20 protein-coding genes are annotated in these 21,456 nt (G+C 59.9%); 15 read left to right on the top strand and 5 right to left on the bottom strand.

Annotation, left to right across the window (positions count from 1 at the left end; all coding sequences use genetic code 11):
- Window positions 1-79: 79 nt before the first annotated feature.
- The 11 genes from ACO6TG_RS22235 (at window position 80) to ACO6TG_RS22185 (ending at window position 9,157) form a co-directional block, all read left to right on the top strand.
- Window positions 80-1,501: an MFS transporter gene (locus ACO6TG_RS22235; RefSeq protein WP_422375189.1), complete on the top strand. Its 1,422-nt coding sequence runs from the start codon at window positions 80-82 to the stop codon at window positions 1,499-1,501.
- A gap of 83 nt (window positions 1,502-1,584) precedes the next feature.
- Window positions 1,585-1,968, top strand: a complete 384-nt coding sequence (locus ACO6TG_RS22230) for a hypothetical protein (protein ID WP_422375188.1) — start codon at window positions 1,585-1,587, stop codon at window positions 1,966-1,968.
- Window positions 1,969-2,004: 36 nt separating this feature from the next.
- Window positions 2,005-2,526, top strand: coding sequence for a copper chaperone PCu(A)C (locus ACO6TG_RS22225; protein WP_422375187.1), 522 nt, complete (start codon window positions 2,005-2,007; stop codon window positions 2,524-2,526).
- 25 nt (window positions 2,527-2,551) lie between these two features.
- Window positions 2,552-3,178, top strand: a complete 627-nt coding sequence (locus ACO6TG_RS22220; protein WP_094074245.1) for an SCO family protein — start codon at window positions 2,552-2,554, stop codon at window positions 3,176-3,178.
- 28 nt (window positions 3,179-3,206) lie between these two features.
- A complete protein-coding gene (locus tag ACO6TG_RS22215; RefSeq protein WP_256386407.1) occupies window positions 3,207-3,341 on the top strand; it encodes a hypothetical protein in 135 nt (44 codons plus the stop codon).
- Window positions 3,342-3,353: 12 nt separating this feature from the next.
- Window positions 3,354-4,094, top strand: coding sequence for a TlyA family RNA methyltransferase (locus tag ACO6TG_RS22210; RefSeq protein WP_422375186.1), 741 nt, complete (start codon window positions 3,354-3,356; stop codon window positions 4,092-4,094).
- A complete protein-coding gene (locus ACO6TG_RS22205) occupies window positions 4,064-4,789 on the top strand; it encodes a LysE family translocator (RefSeq protein ID WP_422375185.1) in 726 nt (241 codons plus the stop codon). The genes ACO6TG_RS22210 and ACO6TG_RS22205 overlap by 31 nt, the downstream gene beginning before the upstream one ends.
- A gap of 50 nt (window positions 4,790-4,839) precedes the next feature.
- On the top strand, window positions 4,840-6,072 hold the full coding sequence (locus ACO6TG_RS22200) for a class I SAM-dependent RNA methyltransferase (RefSeq protein WP_422375184.1): 1,233 nt from the start codon (window positions 4,840-4,842) through the stop codon (window positions 6,070-6,072).
- Window positions 6,073-6,075: 3 nt separating this feature from the next.
- A complete protein-coding gene (locus ACO6TG_RS22195; RefSeq protein ID WP_422375183.1) occupies window positions 6,076-7,185 on the top strand; it encodes a class I SAM-dependent methyltransferase in 1,110 nt (369 codons plus the stop codon).
- A 72-nt stretch (window positions 7,186-7,257) separates the two neighbouring features.
- The gene (ribB, locus tag ACO6TG_RS22190) at window positions 7,258-8,577 is read left to right on the top strand and encodes a 3,4-dihydroxy-2-butanone-4-phosphate synthase (RefSeq protein ID WP_422375182.1); all 1,320 of its coding nucleotides are present in this window, start codon (window positions 7,258-7,260) and stop codon (window positions 8,575-8,577) included.
- Window positions 8,578-8,602: 25 nt separating this feature from the next.
- Complete coding sequence (locus tag ACO6TG_RS22185; protein WP_422375181.1) at window positions 8,603-9,157, top strand: hypothetical protein; 555 nt, start codon at window positions 8,603-8,605, stop codon at window positions 9,155-9,157.
- Between the two features lie 426 nt (window positions 9,158-9,583).
- Here the strand turns inward: ACO6TG_RS22185 and yghX are convergent, their stop codons facing one another.
- Together yghX and aroC are read right to left on the bottom strand one after the other, a co-directional pair.
- Complete coding sequence (yghX, locus tag ACO6TG_RS22180; protein ID WP_208989030.1) at window positions 9,584-10,471, bottom strand: YghX family hydrolase; 888 nt, start codon at window positions 10,469-10,471, stop codon at window positions 9,584-9,586.
- 132 nt (window positions 10,472-10,603) lie between these two features.
- On the bottom strand, window positions 10,604-11,689 hold the full coding sequence (gene aroC, locus ACO6TG_RS22175) for a chorismate synthase (RefSeq protein ID WP_422375180.1): 1,086 nt from the start codon (window positions 11,687-11,689) through the stop codon (window positions 10,604-10,606).
- A 307-nt stretch (window positions 11,690-11,996) separates the two neighbouring features.
- On the opposite strand from aroC, the gene ACO6TG_RS22170 reads away from it, so the two are divergent.
- On the top strand, window positions 11,997-14,270 hold the full coding sequence (locus tag ACO6TG_RS22170) for a putative bifunctional diguanylate cyclase/phosphodiesterase (protein ID WP_422375179.1): 2,274 nt from the start codon (window positions 11,997-11,999) through the stop codon (window positions 14,268-14,270).
- A gap of 2 nt (window positions 14,271-14,272) precedes the next feature.
- Here ACO6TG_RS22170 and ACO6TG_RS22165 read toward each other — a convergent pair whose 3' ends face one another.
- The 3 genes from ACO6TG_RS22165 to fabI form a co-directional block, all read right to left on the bottom strand.
- Window positions 14,273-15,451, bottom strand: a complete 1,179-nt coding sequence (locus tag ACO6TG_RS22165; protein ID WP_422375178.1) for a DUF3095 family protein — start codon at window positions 15,449-15,451, stop codon at window positions 14,273-14,275.
- A gap of 216 nt (window positions 15,452-15,667) precedes the next feature.
- Window positions 15,668-16,312, bottom strand: coding sequence for a histidine phosphatase family protein (locus ACO6TG_RS22160; protein ID WP_422375177.1), 645 nt, complete (start codon window positions 16,310-16,312; stop codon window positions 15,668-15,670).
- Between the two features lie 95 nt (window positions 16,313-16,407).
- Window positions 16,408-17,226: an enoyl-ACP reductase FabI gene (gene fabI / locus ACO6TG_RS22155; protein ID WP_422375176.1), complete on the bottom strand. Its 819-nt coding sequence runs from the start codon at window positions 17,224-17,226 to the stop codon at window positions 16,408-16,410.
- Window positions 17,227-17,396: 170 nt separating this feature from the next.
- Here fabI and ACO6TG_RS22150 point away from each other — a divergent pair, with 170 nt between their 5' ends.
- The 3 genes from ACO6TG_RS22150 to dnaA all read left to right on the top strand — a co-directional run bounded on the left by ACO6TG_RS22150 (window position 17,397) and on the right by dnaA (window position 21,255).
- Entirely contained in the window at window positions 17,397-18,809 is a 1,413-nt protein-coding gene (locus ACO6TG_RS22150) for an FAD-binding oxidoreductase (protein ID WP_422375175.1), read from the top strand.
- Between the two features lie 70 nt (window positions 18,810-18,879).
- Window positions 18,880-19,371, top strand: coding sequence for a hypothetical protein (locus tag ACO6TG_RS22145; protein WP_422375174.1), 492 nt, complete (start codon window positions 18,880-18,882; stop codon window positions 19,369-19,371).
- A 426-nt stretch (window positions 19,372-19,797) separates the two neighbouring features.
- Window positions 19,798-21,255, top strand: a complete 1,458-nt coding sequence (gene dnaA / locus ACO6TG_RS22140; protein ID WP_422375173.1) for a chromosomal replication initiator protein DnaA — start codon at window positions 19,798-19,800, stop codon at window positions 21,253-21,255.
- Window positions 21,256-21,456: the final 201 nt, after the last annotated feature.

The raw sequence follows: 21,456 nt of genomic DNA, 5'->3' as shown, positions 1-21,456 counted from the left end.
GGCGCTTTTGCAATTTCATCTGCAACTTCAGCTGACAGTCGTTCAAATAGACGTCGGCACACATTTTCAGGACGCAGCCATGGCCCAGACGCTTCTTTCCGTGTCCGCCCTTTTGTTGTCCGTCGCCCTGTTTATCTTCGGGCACGGTCTGCAAACGACACTGCTGCCGCTTGCTGCCGACAGGTACTATTTCACCGATCTGGAAATCGGTGCCATGTCGTCCGCCTACTTCGTCGGCATGGTACTTGGCTGCCTTGGTGCGCCGCTGATCATCATGCGTGCCGGCCACATCCGGGCCTTTGCCGCGCTGGTGTCGCTGATGTCAGCCTCCGCCATCATGCATCCGGTGATGATTGATCCGACTGCATGGTTCCTGATCCGGATGATTTCCGGTTTCTGCCTGGCGGGCTTCTACATGATTGTCGAAAGCTGGCTGAACGAGAGCGCGACAAATGAAAATCGCGGCACGATCATGTCGTTCTACATCGTGATCCTGTTCGCTGCATTGATGCTCGGTCAGATCTCGATCGCAACGATGAGCATCTCCTCCTTCGTGCCCTTTGTGATCGCGTCTGTTGCCGTCAGCATCGCGGTGATGCCGGTATCGCTGACCAACTCCACACAGCCGGCTCCGATCACGCTTGTGCGCTTCCGCCCCAAGCAGCTCTACCTGAACTCCCCTGCCGCCTTTGTCGGGGTCCTGTTTGTCGGTGCAACACAAGGCGCTCTGTTGACCCTGTCACCGCTTTACGGATCGCAGATCGGCCTCTCGACCAACCAGTCGGCCTTTTTCGCGGCGGCATTTATCGGCGGCGGCATGCTGGCCCAATGGCCCGTGGGCCGCCTATCGGACAAGATGGACCGGCGCCTCGTGCTTGTGGGACTGGGGCTTTGGACCGCAGCGGGTGCCCTGGCGATCGTCTTTTTCTCGCCAGACGGGTTCATTGCGGCAATCGCAATGGCGATATTCGTCGGCCTGGCTTCCCAGCCGCTCTACGCCATCACCGTCGCGCACGCATTCGACCACGCGGCAGCCGAGGATTTTGTCGAGACCTCATCAGGCATGCTGCTGTCCTTCGGCATCGGCTCGATCGTCGGCCCGTTTGCGGCCTCCCTGCTGATGGGAAAGATCGGGCCGTCCGGCCTGTTCGTGATGGTCTCCGTCGTGATGGTTGTGATGGTCGGTTTCATCCTGACCCGTATCATCACCCGTTCGGCACTGACCTCCGACGAAAAGACCGACTTCGAATACGCCTCGACGGCCCAGGTCGGTTCGGTCATCTCGCCGGAGCCACTGGATTGGGAAACGGAAGAATACGTCATCCCGCCGGAAGAATTCCCGGCCTATGAAGACGATATTTATAATTTCGACACACCCGAGGAGAGTGAAACAGCCGATGCGTCCGAGGCTGAGGCCCTTTCGAACGCCGACGATGCGTCAGACAAGGAACAGCCTGACGCACCTGAGACGCAAACCGAAAATCCGGCAAAACCCGCATAGGCCGGCCCCAGCCCCGTCCCTGCGCCGTTTCGCCGCTCGACTTCCGACCTGAACCGTCTTATAGCCGCATCATGGCAAGGCCTTTGACACAGATGCAATTGCTTCGGCAGGAGCGCCACCCGCTTGTGGCACTGGCGGGAACGGCATTTGTGCTGCGTCTGTGCCTGCTGGTGCTGGCGAGCGCTCTCTCGCCGCAAATGGCGGCAGCCGACGGCCTGACAAGCCTATGCCAACCATCCGGTCTCGAACAGGGACTGCCTGCGCCCCACGACCCCATTCATTGCCAGTGTGCCCAGGCCTGTCCGCATGGCTGCGCCATGGGGCCCTGCCTCGCACCGCAGGCCCAGGCAACCGGACCGGCCAGGACCGCTCAGAAGAGTGTCGAAACAGTCCGCCAAGGCCCGAGCGCGCTTCGATTCCCGGAAAAAACACGGACCATCCGGGCCCCACCCGTTTCCAGAATCTGAAACCGACCATTTCTTCAGACTTCAAGGAAACTCAAAATGAACATCTTCAAATCTGTTGTGGCAGCAACAGCGCTCACGCTCGTGTCCCTTTCCGCCTTCGCACAGGACTACAAGGCCGGCGACCTGGAACTCAGCACGGCCTGGACCCGGGCAACACCGCCGAAGGCAAAGGCCGGTGGCGGTTTCATCGAGATCGTCAATACCGGTTCGGAAGCAGACCGCCTGGTCTCGGCAAGCTCAAATGTCGCCAAAAAGACGGAAATTCATGAAATGGCTGTCACCGACGGCGTCATGAAAATGCGCGAGCTGGAAAACGGTATCGAGATCCCGGCCGGCGAAACCGTTGCCCTCAAACCGGGCGGCCTCCATATCATGTTCATGGGCCTCAACCAGTCCTTCGAAGAAGGCAGCAAGGTGCCTGTGGTCCTGACGTTCGAAAAGGCCGGTGAGGTGTCGGTCGAACTCGATGTTGCCAAGATGGGTGCCAAGACCCCGAACGGCGGCAAGATGGATCACGAGCATGGCCATGACCATGGCCACGACCACAGCAAGAACTGACCTTAACTGAGAAGAGGACGAGACCATGTCTGGCTTGAAACTCTTCCGGTACGTGGCTTGGGCGGCGGTTGCCGTCCTTGCCGGCGTGTCCGGATACCTGGTCTATCAGCAGACCGCAGGCAATCAGAATTCCGGCGCCCTGATCGAACCGCTCGCCGCTATCGGCGGACCATTCGAGCTGGTCAGTGGATCGGGCGAAACAGTGTCGGACAAAACGCTTGCCGGCAAACCGACCGTGCTGTTTTTCGGCTTCACGTTCTGTCCGGACGTCTGCCCGACGACCTTGTCGGAACTGCAGGGCTGGATGGAAGCGCTCGGACCTGATGCGGACAAGCTGAATTACGCTTTCGTGACCGTCGATCCGGAGCGCGATACGCCCGATGTCATGCGCGACTATGTCTGGGCGTTCGACAAGCGCATCCTACCGCTGACCGGCTCCCGCGAGCAGGTTGACGCGATGCTCAAGGCCTATCGCGTCTACGCCAAGAAGGTGCCTCTTGACGATGGTGACTATACGATGGACCATTCCGCGGCCGTCTACCTGATGAATGCGGACAACAAGTTCGTCGGCACCATCGCGTATGGCGAAGCTGAGGAAAACGCCATGAAGAAGCTGGAGCGTCTGATCGCAACGGCACCTGCGTCTTCCTGACACCTGATATCGGAGAGACCCGGACACCATGGGCAAACCGCTTTTCATAGGACTGACAGCCGGCGCGACGGGTCTGCTCGCGCTGTCTGCCGTGCTGTGGGTCTATGCGGGCGACCGTGTTTATGCCGACCGGCTGCTCTCCGCCATCGCCAATTGCTTCTGATCCTCGTCCTTGATGTCAAAACTCCGCCTCGACCAGCATCTTGTCGATCTGGGCCTGTTCCCGAGCCGCGCCAGGGCGCGTGATGCCATCCTGCGTGAAACGGTCAGCGTCAATGGAGCAATCTGCACCAAACCGGCGCAGAAGGTTGGCTCGGACAACGCGATCAAGGTCGAGGACCCGGCGTCGCGCTACGTTTCCAGGGCGGCGTTGAAGCTGATCGAGGGTCTGGACCGCTTTACCATCGACCCGGCAGACCTCATCTGCCTCGACATCGGCGCTTCGACCGGCGGCTTCACCCAGGTGCTGCTGGAACGCGGTGCGGCCAAGGTCCATGCCATCGATGTCGGCCATGATCAGTTGCATGACTTGCTGCGCAGCGACGCACGCGTAGTCGCAAAAGAGGGCCTGAACGCCCGCGACCTGAGCCTTGCCGATCTGGACGGAGACCGGCCGGACCTGCTTGTGTCCGATGTCAGCTTCATCTCGTTGAAACTGGCCCTCCCCCCGGCTCTCGATCTGGCCGCTCCGGGTGCTTGCGGCGTCTTTCTGGTCAAACCGCAATTCGAGGCCGGCAAGGACAATATCGGCAAGGGCGGTCTGGTGGATCCGGACACGGCCGAAGAGACCGCCTGTTCCCTCAGGACCTGGCTTGACAGTGTCGGCGGCTGGCAAGCCGTGGATCTCATCCCTTCGCCCGTCAAGGGCGGTGACGGCAATGCCGAATGGCTGCTTTTTGGGAAAAAGGCCGGCTGACACAAGACGCCGTCCACGATAAGCTCTGGCTCCTGCCAATTGCCCGCAAGTCTTTCATGAACACGATCACCCCCTACCTGCCCGGCTTGTTGCTGGTCTATTCCGCCTTTCTTCTTGCCGTGCTCAGTCCGGGGCCCAGCGTGTTGGCCATCATGGGAACGGCCATGCATTCTGGCCGCAAGGCAGGTGTCTGTTTTGCATTCGGTGTCGTTCTCGGCTCGATCACCTGGGGCACCCTGACGGTGATCGGCATGTCGGCTCTTCTGGCGCAATTCGGTTTTCTTCTGATCGCAATCAAGATCTTCGGCGGGGTCTATCTCCTGTTCCTGGCCTTCAAGGCCTTTCGGGCCGCAGGGACCCATCAGGACATGACAGCCATGCCAACGGCAGATCAGAAACTCTCGGGACGCCAGCTGCTCCTGCGGGGCTATCTCGTGATGATCACCAATCCCAAGGCGATTTTTGGCTGGCTGGCCATCGTCTCGCTCGGCGTTCAGGACGGCGGCCCCTGGTGGATCGGTATTCCTATCCTGGTCGGCACGGTGGGGCTCTCGTTCCTGGTCAATGTCGGCTACGCCCTGCTTTTTTCCACCTCTCTCATGCTTGCGGCCTACCGCCGGGCCCGGCGCGCCATCCAGGCCGCGTTCGGCGCGTTCTTTACCTTTGCCGGCGTGAAAATCCTGTCTTCGGCCTAACTTGAGGTGCAGCGCTTGCCCGCAGCGCCCTTTGGCGCTATCGCTCAGCCATGAGTGAGAGAGAGCTGATTGTTACCGAGCTCGGTCATCGCGGCGACGGCATCGCCCAGACCGAGACCGGGTCCGTGTTTGTCGCCGGTGCCCTGCCCGGCGAAACCGTTCGCGCCGAAGTCGTCGATGGACGGGCGAAAAAGCCTGTGATCGACACCCCGTCACCAGACCGGATCGAGCCGGTTTGCCGGCACTTCAAGACCTGTGGCGGCTGCTCGGTGCAGCATCTTGCCGAACACCCCTATCTCGACTGGAAGCGCGGCCTGGTCGCCAAGGCGCTCGGGGACCGGGGCATTGAAACCGATATTGAGCAGACCGTCGCGGCCACGGCTGGCGGGCGTCGCCGCGCCGTCCTGACGGCAACACGCGCGGGCCGTCACACCCTGCTTGGCTATCACGAGAAGGCCAGCCACCGTCTGGTCGACATCGCCGAATGTCCGGTGCTCGATCCTGCCATCGTTGCAGCCCTGCCCGGGCTGAAGTCGCTTGCAGCGGAAGTCCTGCCCAAGAAAGGCGACCTGCGCCTGACCGTGCTGGCCTCAACCGCCGGGCTGGATATCGCCATCGACAAGGCGGACAAGACTTACGAGCGCAAGATCCCGGCCCTGTCCCAAAAGGTGGTCGAGCTGGATCTGGCACGGCTCTCCGTCAATGGCGAGGTGATCCTGGAAGTCCGCCCGCCCCTGCTGGACATGGGCGGTGTCGGCATCGTGGCCGCTCCGGGCGGCTTCACACAGGCGACCATTGCTGCCGAAGAAGCGCTGTCGAAACTGGTCCTTGCCGGCATCGGCAAGGCCAAGAACGTTGCGGATCTGTTTTCCGGTGTCGGCACCTTCGCCTTGCGGCTTGCGCGCAGCGCCAATGTTCATGCCGTGGAAGGCGACGCTGCGGCGCTCGCAGCGTTCGACAAGGCCCTGCGCAAACCGCAAGGCCTGAAGAAAGTCACCTTCGAGCGCCGCGACCTTTCCCGGCGCCCATTGGTGCGCGATGAGCTGGAGCCCTTCGACACGGTGGTGTTCGATCCGCCACGCGCCGGTGCCCAGGCCCAGGCCGAGCAACTGGCGCTTTCCAAGGTCAAGACGGTCGTGGCGGTGTCGTGCAATCCGGCCACCCTTGCCCGGGATCTGCGGATCCTGATCGACGGCGGTTATGTGCTGCAAAGCGTCACACCAGTGGACCAGTTCCACTATTCGCCCCATATTGAAGTCGTGGCAGTGCTGACAAGGGAGTGAGCCATGAGCGCGGCAGACCAGGACACCGGACCTTCTTCACGGGGGCGTTCCCTGCCGCTTTCCAGTCTCGCCCGCCGGACCCGCTATGCGCTTTATCAGGGCAGCCGGCTCGCACTCTACACGCTGCATTCTGAAGCCATGCGGCGAATGAACAGGGATCTGCAGAAGGATCTGCCGGAAACGCCGAAGGTGGAGCCGGACGGCCCGGTGCCAAGCCAGCGGCGCATGCTGGCCGACATCGTCAAGCTGTTCGCCGCCGATCTGAAGGCCGTCGAAGACGGGCTCTATCCCATGCCGTCGGACGGCACCATGAGCCCGCGCGAATTGCTGGCCACCAGCCGTGCCTTTTTCAAGGATGTGCCGGAAGTTGCCCGCCGCCGGGCCACCGGTGCCCATCAGGAAGTCAATGAAGACCCGGACGGGTTTGCCGCGGCCCTGCCGCGCTATTATCGGCAGAACTTTCATTTCCAGACGGATGGATGGCTCTCTGAAGACAGCGCGAAACTCTACGACTTCCAGGTTGACGTGCTGTTTTCCGGAGCGACGGCCGCCATGCGCCGCAGGGCTCTGGTGCCGTTTGCCCAGATCCTGCGCCGGAAGGACCAGCGCAAGATCGCCTATCTGGACCTGGCCTGCGGGACCGGCGGCTTGCTGCGACCGGCGCTGACGGCGTTCCCGCGCCTGACCGGCACAGGTCTCGATTTGTCAGAGCCCTATCTCAACGTGGCGCAGGACCGGATGCAGACACGGCGGGCGCGCTTCGTCACCGCCATGGCCGAGACCCTGCCTTTTGCGGACAGTTCGCAGGACGTGGTGTCCTGCGTTTTCCTGTTCCACGAATTGCCCCCCAAGGTCCGGCGACAGGTGATCGCGGAAGTTGCGCGCGTCCTCAGACCCGGCGGGTCGTTCCTGTTTGTCGACAGCCTGCAGACCGGTGACGTGCCGGATTACGACGGCCTCCTGTCGCTCTTTCCCCAGCTGTTCCACGAACCGTATTATACGTCCTACCTCACAGAAGATCTGACAGGCCTGTGCGCAAGCGCCGGTCTCAAGGAGACATGGATGAGCCCTGCGTTTGTCTCGCGCGTCGCGGAATATCGAAAATCCGACTAATCTTTCAGTGTCACTGAATTTTCGCACAGCCTTCTCTTGTGGCTGAAAGAGAACGGGCGTATATGCTGGCTCATGAGACTTGACCAATGGCTTGTACAGACAGGGGAAAGCCGCAGCGCCTTCGCACGCCGCGCCAACCTTTCGCCTGCCTCTGTCACCGCCCTCTGTAATGACCCGAATGTCTGGGTCTCGCGGGACATGGCCCGCAAGATCGCAATCGCCACCAATGGCGAGGTCACACCCAACGACTTTCTCGGACTAGCCACAACCAAGGAGCATCCCGTGTCCCAGGCCCGTGTCGCTGAAGCAATCCGCGCATTCGAACGAGGTGAGATGGTTGTCGTGACCGACGATGACGATCGCGAGAATGAAGGCGACCTGATCGTCGCCGCCTCCAAAGTCACGCCCGAACAGATGGCCTTCATGGTGCGCCACACCTCAGGCATCATCTGCGCCCCGATGACCGTTGCGCATGCCCGGCGACTGCGCCTTGACCCGATGGTGGCGGAAAACGACGCACCGCTGGCCACCGCCTTCACCATCTCCGTCGATTATCGCCAGGGCCTGACCACCGGCATATCCGCCGAGGAACGCTGTTCCACCGTGCGTGCCCTGGCCAATCCGAATGTCGGTGCGGACGACTTCGTCCGGCCCGGTCACATCTTCCCGCTGGTCGCCAAGGAAGGCGGCGTGATGATCCGCTCCGGCCACACCGAAGCTGCCGTCGATCTCTGCCGCCTTGCAGGCCTGGAACAGGTCGGGGTCATCAGCGAACTGGTCAACGACGACGGCACCGTCAAACGCGGCCAGCAGGTTGCCGAATTTGCTGCTGAGCATGACCTCAAGATGGTCTCCGTGTCCGACCTGATTGCCTGGCGCCAGCGCACCGAACGCATGGTCGAACGGGTGAATGAACAGCCGGTCGACACGGTCTGCGGTCCGGCCTATGCCATGACCTATTCCACGCCCTATGACCCGATGCACCATCTGGCGATCGTCTATGGCGACATTCTCGACGGGCGCAACGTCCCCGTCCGGCTTCAGCTGGAATCGGTTCTCGACGACGTGTTCGGCGACAGCCAGCCGCTCGATCAGATCATGAAGCATTTTGCCGAACGCGGCCGCGGCGTTATTGTCTATCTGCGCGAGGGCTCGGTCGGGGTCGCCCGTCAATCCAGACGTGCAAGATCCGACTTTGAAGCCGCAGATTCCGAGGAACACAGCTCCGCACAAGCTAGACAGGAACAATGGCGTGAAGTGGGACTTGGCGCACAGATCCTGAAGGACCTGGGGGTAAGTTCCATACGCCTGCTGGCATCACGTGAGCGCCATTACGTGGGGCTGGAAGGGTTCGACATCAAGATTGACGAAACCGAGATCCTCGACACCTAGAGGATCCATCACGAGGTGATCCTTCATGGCGGCTAAGACCGAGGCAGTTTCGAACGAAGAGGCCGCGAAGCCGGAACCGGTGCCCTTCACGGTCGGCTTCAACCGCGGCCAGAGCGAGGGCCTTGTCTATGGCAGCCTCTTGCTCGGCATCCTGTTTGTTGTCATCGGCCTGGTCGGAGGCATTCCTCTCCTGGCGGTTGCCGGACTGGCACCGCTCGGCATTGCCTATTGGCATTATCCGATGATCGAAAAAAGCAGGCCGCAACTCGGTGCCAACGAAGACGGGCTTTACGTGGAACGCATCGGCTTTATCGACTGGGCGGCGATCCGGATGACCGACGTCAAGCGCACCTCGGTGCGCAACATGGAGCTGGTCAGGCTGGATGTTCTACTGACCCGGCCACTCGAAAATGCCGTCTCCAAGGCCCAAACCTTTCCGGTCTGGAAAAAGTTCATGATGCGCAACTGGAAACGCACCCCGCGCGAGCACGGCCGCGAGCTGATTGCGATCAACCTGCACACGCTGTCCGCCGACCCGGACGAAATCCTCAGCCGCATCCGTGCGTTCAAGTTTGTTTGAGATTTTTTCCAGACTAATGCAGCTTCTCCAAGCTCTTTGAGCGCTGCCGGGCCAATATACCGAACGGCAACATTCCGCTCGTTTGTTATCCCGGATTGGCGCAGCCAAGTCCGGGATCCAGTACTCACCGGTGCATGCGAGCTTCCTTCAAGCGACTGCGTTTACGAGGTCCCGGTCTTGACGCTTTCGCGTCAAACCGGGATGACAACAAGAGAAGTGGGTGCGACACGCCGCCATGCATTTGGTCCGTGTCGCGGAACCCCTCTCCACCGCCGCCATCCCATGGCCTGACCCATGGGATCCATACCGTTCCGGTTGCAGTTGCAAGGCATCGGGACAGACAGAAGTCACGGCATGGATTGCCGGATCAAGTCCGGCAATGACGACCAAGAATAGGGTCTCGGGTTACCGCTCCCAGGGCAGCTCCTACATCAGGTGCTGCTTGAAGAACTCAACCGTGCGCTCTTCCGCCAGCTTGGCAGCCGCCTCGTCGTAGCGTGGGGTGGTGTCGTTGTGGAAGCCGTGGTTCACGCCCGGATACATGTGGGCGACATAGTCCTTGCCGTTGGCTTTCAGGGCCTCTTCGTAAGCCGGCCACCCCGCATTGATGCGTTCGTCGAGCTCGGCGAATTGCAGCATCAGGGGTGCCTGGATTTTCGGCACATCGGCCGCATCCGCCTGACGGCCATAAAAGGGCACGCCGGCCGCAAGTTCCGGATAGGCAACCGCGATCGCATTGACTACACCGCCGCCGTAACAGAAGCCGACCGCGCCGACCTTGCCGGTGCTGCCTTCATGGGCGAGCAGGAACTCGAACCCGGCGAAGAAGTCGTTGAGCAGCTTTTCCCTGTCCACGGTGCGCTGCAGCTCGCGCCCCTTGTCATCTGTGCCGGGGTATCCGCCGACAGATGTCAGGCCGTCCGGCGCCAATGCCATGAACCCGGCCTTGCCGAGGCGCCGTGCGACGTCCTCGATATAGGGGTTGAGGCCCCGGTTTTCGTGGATCACAAGAACTGCGGGGAGTTTGCCGGTCACACCGGCCGGTTTCACCAGATAGCCGTTGACCTCGCCATGGCCGTTCGGCGACGGATAGGTGATACGTTCGGTGACAATTGCGTCGTCGTCGGGAGCGACCTGCTGGGCCAAAGCGTAATTCGGCGACAACTGATCGAGCAACATTGAGGCGGTCACGCCGGCAACCGCGAATTTTGCGGCCCCGCTCAGGAACTCCCGCTTGGTGATTTTTCCATGAGCGTAATAGTCGTATAGATCGAGCAATTCCTGCGGAAAATCTTTCGCCGTCATGCGGCGGATCGGGGTCATCTCGTTCATGTCATCACTCCCTGATAGGCACGGCACCGTGCTGCAATCAGAATTAGGGGTGTGACCGCCAACATCCAGAGACACCAGGCTACAGAATTGTATCGAGATGTAACCCGGCTATCGTCAACCGACCTGGCCGCGGTGGCGCAGGAAATGATCCGCCAGCACGCAGGCCATCATCGCCTCACCCACGGGAACAGCACGAATACCAACGCAGGGGTCGTGACGGCCCTTGGTCATGACATCGACTTCTTCTCCCTGCCGGGTGATCGACTTGCGCTCGGTCAGGATGGAAGATGTCGGCTTGACCGCAAAACGGGCCACCAGGGGATCGCCGTTTGAAATTCCGCCGAGAACACCGCCTGCATTGTTGGTCAGGAACATGGGCTGACCGACATCGTCGACGCGAATTTCGTCGGCGTTTTCCTCGCCCGTCAGCGTCGCGGCTTCAAACCCGTTGCCGATTTCAACGCCCTTGACCGCATTGATCGACATCATCGCTGCCGAGATATCGGTATCGAGCTTGCCGTAGATCGGCGCGCCCCAGCCGGCCGGAACTCCTTCGGCGACAATTTCCACCACGGCCCCGACGGAAGACCCGGCCTTGCGCACGCCGTCCAGATAGTCAGCCCAGAAAGCGGCAGCCGCAGCGTCCGGCGAGAAGAACGGATTGTTGTCGACTTCAGACCAGTCCCAGTTGTCGCGGGAAACCTTGTGCGGCCCCACCTGTACCAGGGCGCCGCGAATGGTCACGCCCTGAAGGACCTTGCGGGCAACCGCGCCGGCAGCCACTCGCATGGCCGTTTCTCGCGCGGAGGATCGACCACCACCGCGATAGTCGCGAATGCCGTATTTGGCGTTGTAAGTGAAGTCGGCGTGACCGGGGCGGAAGCGGTCCTTGATCTCCGAATAGTCCTTCGACCTCTGATCGGTGTTCTCCACCATCAGCGAAATCGGTGTGCCCGTGGTCTTTTGGACACCGTCCTCATCGACCATGACACCGGACAGGATCTTTACTTCATCCGGTTCCCGGCGCTGCGTGGTGAACCGGGATTGACCTGGCTTGCGCTTTTCCATGAAACCCTGAATATCGGCCTCATTCAGCGGGATCAAAGGCGGACACCCGTCGATCACACAGCCAATGGCGGGACCGTGGCTTTCACCCCAGGTCGTGACCCGGAACAGATGACCGAAACTGTTATGCGACATGAAAGGCTTCCGCGGCTTGAATACGAGCTGTCAGGGGCAGAGCGATACGCCATCAAGCCAGCAAGCTCAAGCCCGGAACGCTGGTTAAACGACGCATTCGGCGTCAGGTTGCCCTCAAAGACTTAGTGAATTTTCGCGAGCGTCGAACAGGAAAAATACACTCACCAATCCGTGAGTGGGAAACACTTATAAGTAAATTCTTCAAGAACCTTCCAAGTCCGGCACCAATACGACTTTAAATTTGCCAATCCTTAAGGCTCTACCACTAAGACAATGTTGGGGCAAAAACGCATTAAGAGGCAAAACCTTGCGGATCCGAGGCTGGCTGACGGGACTGATCATTTTTCTGCTGGCTCCAAGCCTGCTGTTTGCATCGCTCTGGTTCTACAACAGATTCGAACAGGTCAGCGCGATCGACCGCAGCCTTGCCGGGCTGCACCTGATTGAAGCGCTCGGGCCACTGATGCAGGAAAAGGCCCTCACGGGAGAGATCAGCCGCCCTCCGGAAAATCTGCGCAAGCAACTGGCTGCTTTCACCGGCCAGGAAATGTCGGATGAACTCACCGGACATCTCGATGCCTTTCTAACAGAAGAGAGCGTGCCGCTGGCGCTGCGCCAGGCCAGAATGCTGGCCTCGTCCGTGACACAGCTCGCCAAGATCAGTTCAACATCCTCTTTCGAAGCCTCCCGCCTCCCTCATCTCGTCAATGACACCTTGCCCACGGTTGTCATCGAGTCCTCCATCATGGTGTCCAATGCCCGGATGTTGAGAGACCGGACCTTGATCAACGTCTGGGACAAGATGCTCATTCCCGTTCAGGGGGGGCAATTCAAGATTGCGGCCGACGGGGCATCGCGGGAAGCCACCGAGTATTTTGATCTCTTGGCCGGGGAAAGTGCCGTCGAGCTGCAGCAACACGCACAGGCCTATCGCAAGGCCAACCACGCCTACCAGACAGAGGGCGCAAAACTTCTTTCCTCCACGATCAAGGCGGCAACCGGTGACGACGTTGTCTGGGAGCCCGTTATTGCGGCTCAGCCTGAGCTGGTCAGCGCCACATTCACATTGTGGCAGGCGGCAATCGACTACCTCTATGAAGACCTGCAGACCCGCAGAGCCGAAACCCTGTTCGCTGTTGCACTGGCCGGTCTTGTCGGCGGTCTGGTCATCCTGGGGGCCTTTGCCATTGCGATTGCCCTGAGCCGCGCCCTCGCTGACCGGACGCAGCGGGAATTCGAAGACCTTGGGTTTCACGACCCGCTAACAGGTTTGCCCAATCGCCGTGCGCTCCTGAACACGATCCGGTCGATGGAAATGCTCGACAGCAAGAGCCGGGCCGGCCTGATCCTGCTCGATCTGCGCCAGTTCAAGAAAATCAACGACCGTTTCGGCGATCACAATGGTGATTCTATCCTTCGGGAGGTCGCCGAGCAGATGTCGCAGCAGGCGCAACCGGACGATTTCCTCTGCCGGACAGGCGGCACCGAATTCACGCTGTTGAGACCGAAGGTCAAGACAAGGGACCGCTTCGAGCAATTTGCCCAGAAACTGTTGCGCGAGGTCGGCAAGGAAAGGGTGATTGACGGCCACAAGACCGCGATTGATGCCAGTGCGGGCCTATGTATCAATCAGGAAGGCGAGCCAATCACGGACAATGTGCTCACCGATGCCGCCCTTGCCCTGCGCACCGCAAAGCAGAAGGGGCCGCTCAAGGTGGTCAGGTTCACGGCGGAAATGCGGGCCGCCTTTGAGGAACACGACGAAGTCGCCAAGAAACTCAAGAAGGCGCTGAAGGATGACAATATTGTCGCCTGGTACCAGCCGCAGGTGGATATCCATTCGGGCAAGGTCGTCGGCGCCGAAGCGCTCGCGCGCTGGATCGACGACGGCACGGTCCGTTTCCCGGGGGCTTTCCTGCCCGCTGCGGTCGAGGCGGGCTACATGGAGGATATCGAAGCGGCCGTGCGCGAAAAGGCGCTTCGTCTCGCCGTCGACCTGAGCGGTGCAAGCCATCATCCCATCCATCTCGGCCTCAACGTTTCCGCCAGTCTCCTGACCAGCGCCAAGGCCGTCGACGCCCTCGATCAGCAGGTTCGCGCGCTCGGCCTTGAACCGTCCGACGTCAGTCTGGAAATTCTGGAAGCGGTCATGATCGACGAGATCACGGCGATGCCGATCAAGGAGAACATAGCCCGGCTGTCAGACCTCGGCTTTTTCATCGAGCTTGATGATTTCGGCACGGGGCATTCGAGCATCTCAAGCCTGCGTGACCTCAAGGTAGACCGGGTCAAGATCGATCGCAGTTTCGTGTCCGGCGTCGACACAAACCCAGATTTGCAGAAATTCACCAGCGCCCTGATCAACCTGGCCAAGAGCCTGGACATCAGCGTCCTGGCGGAAGGCGTTGAAACGGAAGGCGAGCGCAACTGGCTCAGACAGAACGGCTGCGACGTGATCCAGGGCTTCCTGATCTCAAAGGCCGTGCCGGAAGATCAGCTTGCCGCGCTGATCCTCAAGCAGAATTTCGTTCAACCGGTGTCAGCGGCAGAACCTTCCATGGCAGCCCGGGCGCGCTCCTGACCCTAGCCCGTTGCACTTATGATCGCCTGTCTTTTCTTGAAAGCTGCCGCCGCCATCGACAGGCCGCCATCGGCACCATCCACGAAATGAATGTGATGGCTGTTGCCGATGTCCTGGACAAAACAGGTCATCAGAGCCGTGTCGGAGACATGCATGCCATAGACAAGGCCACCCTGTGTATAGGCCTGCTCAAGATGGTTCTCCAGGTCCGACAACTGGCCTGGCGTCAGGTCCAGTACCAGTTGCAGACTGTCGCCAACCTTTCTGTGGTCGGTGTTGAGGCCAAGCTCCCGGAAATATTTTTTGGGATCGAAAGGTCCGATGCGCCAGCCAGTGGCATAGGAGATCACGAAGAAGACATTCTCCATCATGGACTGGCACCAGCCGCGCAGGTGATTGTGAGCGTGCGCCAACAGGACTTCGGAGCGGATGCCGGTGGGTGGAAACCGAAACTTCAGTCGTTTCCCTTCCGCCATCCGCACCTTCTTGTCGTCTGACAGCGGGTTGTAGCCGAGCCGGGCGGCGATATCCTCCATCAGACCCGGAAGGGTTTTCCCGCCGGCCGGTTTCAGGATCAGCGACACGATGTGTCCCTCCTGTGAGGGAAGCGGCTCCCACCGGCAGGACAGTCCTTCAAGCGGCGGGAGCTCAGCCCGATCTGCGCTGATGGCATAAGGCGCGACCTGATCCGGATCCTTTAAAATACGATCGGCCAGCGCCAGCCCATCGCCGATGATCATGGCAAGGTGATTGCCCGGGCTGAGCTGGTATTTTCGCAAACGAATGTCGCCGCCCAGTTCGCGCAGTGCAGATACCGGAATGGCCGCGGCCCGCAGCTCAAGCTCCATGACCTGGCGGGCCAGATCCACAACACCGGCAAGCGCGTCGCTCGCCGCCGCAAGATCGGTTGCCGGAACAACCAGCGTTGCGCCGTCGCCGCCAAAGACAAAGGGGACACGATCCCGGCCAACACTGTTGAGCACACCGGCAATGACGGCAGCTCCAAGCATGTTGACATCCTTGTATCGCCCGGCCGCAACGGCATCGGTCGAGCGAACGATATCGGCCACCAAAACATACCAGTCATCGGGAACCGGCCGGTATTCATCCAGAACACCAACGGTACTGAAGTCGGAAAAACTGGGCAGTTCGGTGTAAAAATCTTCCGCGGACACGGTCATCTTCCCCGATGGTTTCGCCGTCTACGCCTTTTCGGCAGAAGCCGATCAACTCATGCGACCGGCCCGGTGTAAACTCTTTGTGTACACCGATCTGCCCGAAGAGACGGGACGATGGGAAGATGGGTTGCCGGAAGCTGTATCGCAGCCGGACCAAAGGACGCATGTTCCAGGCACCACAACGGCGTGATGCCTTTTTTGCCGAGGAACAGAAAAGGTTCAAACGACCTCGAAACAGCCTTTCCGCCAGACAAACACCTTGTCCTGGGGCACATCCAGCTTGGGCACCGCCACCTTCTCCCGGCCTTCCAGATGCCCCCGGAGCACCCGGAACACACCGCCATGGGAGACGACGACGGAGGGCCGGTCGACCGTCTTGAGCCAGACACCAATCCTGTCCGCCAGCATTTCATAGCTTTCGCCGCCTGGGGGCACGAAGCCCCACTTGTCCGCACGGCGCTGCAGGATAAGGTCCTGTTCTTCCTCCGCGAGCTCTTCCAGGGTGAACCCTTCCCAGGCTCCGAAGGTGATTTCCTTCAGTTGATCTTCCAGCCGGTAGGCGGACGCGTCCAGGTTCATGGCGCCGCGCAGCAGTTCCATGGTCGACCGGGTCCGGGTGAGCGGAGACGAAACGAAGTCGAGCGTTGCCGGGTCGATGCCCTCCTGCGCCAGATAGCCCTGGAGACGCTGGCCGTTATCTGTTGCCTGCGCCTGGCCGGTGGCGTTCAGAGGAATGTCCTTCTGCCCCTGCATGCGACCTTCAAAATTCCAGTCGGTTTCGCCATGACGGACGAATATCAGCAGCTCGGGATCGTGCAGTTTCGGCATGAGGCCCAAGCCTGGCGCGGGAATAACTTTGGTCATGGTGTTACCAGATAGGAGGGAAACGTCTCTTCGGAAGGGCGGACAGCACATCCTGAATGCAAAAACGGCCGGTTGGGAACCGGCCGTTCGATGGGTCAGTCCTTGACGACCGATATGTCCGGCGCGTCCACCGCCTTCATGCCGACGATGTTGTAGCCGCAATCGACATGCTGGATCTCGCCGGTCACGCCGCGGCCGAGATCGGACAGAAGGAACATGGCGCTGTCGCCGACTTCCTCAATGGTTACCGTGCGCCGAAGCGGTGAATTGTATTCATTCCACTTCAGGATATAGCGGAAGTCGCCAATGCCGGACGCTGCCAGTGTCTTGATCGGACCGGCGGACACTGCGTTGACGCGAATGTTTTTCGGTCCGAGATCCATCGCCAGATATTTCACGCTGGTTTCCAGAGCCGCCTTGGCAACGCCCATGACGTTGTAATGCGGCATGACCTTCTCGGCACCGTAATAGGTGAGCGTCAGGATCGAACCGCCGTCTTCCATCAGCTTCTCGGCCCGCTGGGTCACGGCAACCAGCGAATAGCAGGAGATATCCATGGTGCGCGCGAAGTTGTCGGAGCTCGTCTCCACGAACCGGCCGGTCAGTTCCGACTTGTCGGAGAAGGCAACGGCGTGAACGAGGAAATCGATCTTGCCCCATTTGTCTTCCAGGGCCTTGAAAACGGCATCGATGGAAGCGCCATCAGTGACGTCGCAATGGCCGGCGACAAAGGCACCCAGTTGATCGGCGAGAGGCTCAACACGTTTCTTCAGCGCATCCCCCTGATAGGTCAGCGCCAGTTCGGCTCCCGCGTCGGCCAGTGCTTTGGCAATACCCCAGGCAATCGACTTGTTGTTTGCCACGCCCATGATCAGGCCACGTTTGCCATTCATCAGTCCGCGCGTTTCCGCCATCTTCATCTCCGAAAAGAATTCCACTACCACCCGAACGGGCTGGCATCCTATGGCACAAGGGGTTTCGAGCTTCAAGTGACACGGCGACGGAATGAAGCGTCGACGTGGCCGGATCGAGCCACTATGTTGGCGCCCGAATTTCACTGTCAAACTTCACGAGGACCTCGCTCATGGAGCGCTCCCCCCACGCCGACCGCTTCGCCGACCTGATCGGCGCAGCCAATGTTCTGACCAGCCCGGACGACCAGGCCCCCTACCTGACCGAGTGGCGCGATCTCTATAAAGGGGTCACGCCGATGGTCCTTCGCCCGGGCAACACCGAGGAGGTCAGTGCGGTCATGGCCTATGCCTATGAGCATGATCTCAAGGTCGTGCCACAGGGCGGCAACACAGGTCTGGTGGGTGGGCAAATCCCGCAGGAAACCGGGGATGAAATCGTCTTGTCGCTGGTGCGTCTCAACAAGATCCGGGACGTCGACCCGGCCGGTTTCACGCTCACGGCGGAAGCCGGCGTCGTGCTTGAAGCGCTGCAGCAGGAGGCCGAAAAAGCCGATCGCCTGTTCCCGTTATCTCTCGGAGCGCAGGGCTCCTGTCAGATCGGTGGCAACATTTCCACCAATGCCGGCGGCACTGCCGTGCTGGCTTACGGCAACACCCGAGATCTGGTTCTGGGGCTCGAAGTCGTGCTGCCGAATGGTGACATCTGGAACGGTCTCAGAACGCTTCGCAAGGACAATACCGGTTATGATTTGAAACAATTATTTATCGGCGGTGAAGGCACTTTGGGGATCATTACAGCGGCTGCGCTGAAACTCTTCCCCAAGCCGAAGAAGCTCGAGGCGGCTTTCGTCGGTCTGCCGAATCCACAAGCGGCGCTGAAGCTGTTCACCCTGGCCAAGGCGAGCGCCGGACCGGTGCTGACCGGCTTTGAAATCATGCCCCGTGTCGGCGTGGAATTCTGCCTCAAACACCTTGAAGGCGCGCGCGATCCGCTGGAAGGGCAGCACGCCTGGTACGTGCTGATGGAGATGTCCAGCGGGTCCGAGGCCTTTCCGGTGCGCGACCTCCTGGAAAGCGTGCTCGGTGAAGCGTTCGAGGACGGTCTGGTGGAAGACGCGGCCTTTGCGCAAAACCTCAGCCAGGTCCAGGATTTCTGGCATATCCGGCACGGCATGTCGGAAGTGCAGAAGCCCGAAGGCGGCTCGATCAAGCACGATGTTTCTGTCCCCGTTGCCTCCATTCCGGAGTTTCTCGACAAGGCCATGGCCGCCGTCGAGGCGTTTGTGCCCGGGTGCCGGCCGGTGCCCTTCGGCCATATCGGCGATGGCAACATTCACTTCAACGTCAGCCAGCCCGTCGGGGCGGACAAAGAGAGCTATCTCGCCAAGTGGGATGAGATGAACACCATTGTCCACGGCATCGTCGGAGACTTCGGCGGCAGCATCTCGGCGGAACACGGCATCGGCCGCCTCAAGCGGGATCTGCTGGCTCAGGTCAAGACCGACATCGAGATGGACCTCATGAAACGCATCAAGTCGGCATTTGACCCCAAGGGTCTGCTGAACCCCGGCCGCGTTCTCTGATCTGTCCGGTCAGGTCACATGACCGGCAACATTTAACGGTCGCCTGCAGAATGCAGAGCGGCCGTTTTCTTTGGCCGGTCTGGCGCGCCTGCCGGATTGCGTTTGTTGCGTTCAGGGCGGAGGTCTTTGTTTTACACTTAAAACTACTTCAACCGTTCTGCTCTGCCTGACACCGACATTTCACCCGCTGACCGAACGGTCCGATCAATTGTCAAAACTGACGGATCGCCTGAAAACTGGTGGGGTTGGGGATAAGGTTAATATCGCGCTCAAATTCAGGGACCGGATCGGCTGCACCGAAATCGAGACCCATGCGATTGATCTTATGGCAGTTTACGGAAACGGCACTTTTAAACCGCGCCTCCTCAGCCCCACCGCTGCGCCCTTTTTGACGGCTGAAACTGTCCCCAACTTCCGGCACTCCAAAGCGCTCTTTAGGCGGCTCATCGACTCTTTCGGCGGTTCAGGACACCTGCATCCGAAAAGCATCAAAACCGGTAATCGGCAGAAGTTACAGGCTTTTTTCCAACCGATCGGTATCCGCCTCGTTCGATTTCACTAGTTTTTCATCTGCCTTTTGAAAACTCGCAGAAAAATTTCCTAAAAGTTAAATTTTTCCTAAAATTGCTTGCGTGCTCACAGGAAGAGCCAAAACAGCCAGAGGAGAACAACTCGGTCAGGACTTGCGGCAGGTCCTGACGATGACGGAAGCTAAGATTCTCTATGTAAAATTTACATGCGCAGCGCCCGTCATCTACAAAAATTACAATATGAAACGTCTATGACCTCATAAAAATAAGCTATTTGAAAATATGGTAAGTAAAAGGTTAATGATGTTTCATAGGCGTTAAAAGCCAGCGGTCAGAAGGCCTAAAAAGGGCCCTGCGACCGGACAAAAGCAAACGGGCAGCGAAGGCGGAAATTCGCGGCTCATAGACAGTGCACAGGGAGGGAGCGGTTAAAAGCGGTCCCTCCAATGGAGGCCACAATGCAGGTTCAGAACTTAGCCGGTTCGGATCAATGGGATCGTGTGAAAAAGGAACTGAGAAACGAACTCGGGGACGATGTATTCTCAAATTGGTTCGGCAGGGTAAACCATGAAGAAACCACAGGCGATGCAGTCCGCCTGTCCGTACCGACCCGCTTCCTGAAAAACTGGATCCAGAGCAACTACGAAAAGCAGCTCGTCGGCCTCTGGAAACGCGAACAGGACGATATCAAACGTATCGAACTGACGGTTCGCGGTGCGCTTCGCCCCCGGCGGATCACAGCGGGCAATGCTCCCAAGGCGATCACAGCACGTCGCATCAGCGGTCGTCCCGGTCCTTTCAGCAGCACGCCTCAATTCGGCGCAGGCGCAGCAGTCATTCCCTGCCTGGCGGATACGGGCGAAGAAGCCGCTGCCGACTTCCTGAACGGTGCAGCGCTCAATCCGAAACTGACCTTCGATACCTTTGCCGAGGGCTCGTCCAACAGCCTGGCCTGTGCGGCCGTGCGCCAGATGGCCGCCGGCCATGAAGGCACGCTGGACATGCTCTACATCCATTCGTCCACCGGTATCGGCAAGACCCATCTCTTGCAGGCTGCTGCCTCTGAAGCGCGCAAAACCGGGCGTCAGGTGGCTTATCTCTCGGCCGAATTCTTCATGTATCACCTGGTGCCGGCGCTGCGCACTCCGGCCTTCCCGGTTCTGCGCCAGGCCATGCGCTCCATCGACCTGCTGCTGGTAGACGACCTCCAGTTCCTGCATGGCAAACAGGGCCAGGATGAATTCGCCAAGACCCTGGAAATGCTGATGGAAGCTCCGTCGCAGATCATCATGGCGGCGGACCGGTCACCGGATGAACTGGACACGCTCGGCGAAGCCCTGCGGCGGCGCATTCAGAAGGGTGAAGTTGTCGGCATTCAGGCGACAGACTATGCCCTGCGCCACGACATTCTGAAAAAGCGCGTCTCCGCGGCCCGCCGGACCCATCCCGGCTTCTCCGTGCCGGAGGAGGTGTCCGACTACATCGCACGCTATGTCATTTCCTCGGCACGGGATCTGGAGGGTGCTCTCAACCGGCTCTTTGCCCATAACCAGTTGACCAAACAGCCTGTCACCATGGACCTGGCCGAAAAGACCCTGCACGATCTGGTGCGGATCGGCGAGCCGCGCTCCATCAAGGTCGAGGAAATTCAGCAGGTTGTCTGCAAGCACTTCAGCGTGACCAAGGCCGACCTCCTGTCGTCCTGCCGCGCCCGCACCCTGGTCCGGCCGCGTCAGATCGCGATGTATATCGCCAAGGTGATGACCGGACGTTCGCTGCCGGAAATCGGCCGCCGTTTCGGCAACCGCGATCATACGACCGTGCTGCACGCCGTGCGCAAGATCGAAGACATGGTGAGCAAGGACAAGGCTCTTTCGCAGGAGGTCGAACTCCTGAAGCGGCTGGTCCACACCTGATCTCTCCGGGGACACCCCTCCCCCGGCGACCAGCGACACCGGGCACGCCCGCTGTCGCGATTGCTCTCCCCCATACGGAGCAATCAATCGTCTGCGCAAAAAGTGCAGGCTGCATCAGGCAGTGGCAGCTGCCCGGTGTTTCATCTTAACCTCCCTCTCCTTAAAGCCGCTTCTGCGGCTTTCTTTTTGTCTCATTGGCAT

It is taken from the genome of Roseibium sp. (assembly GCF_965233565.1).
In the GTDB taxonomy this organism is placed as follows: Bacteria; Pseudomonadota; Alphaproteobacteria; order Rhizobiales; family Stappiaceae; genus Roseibium.
The sequence above is the reverse complement of the archived record's forward strand: the minus strand, read 5'-3'. Positions and strand labels throughout refer to the sequence as shown.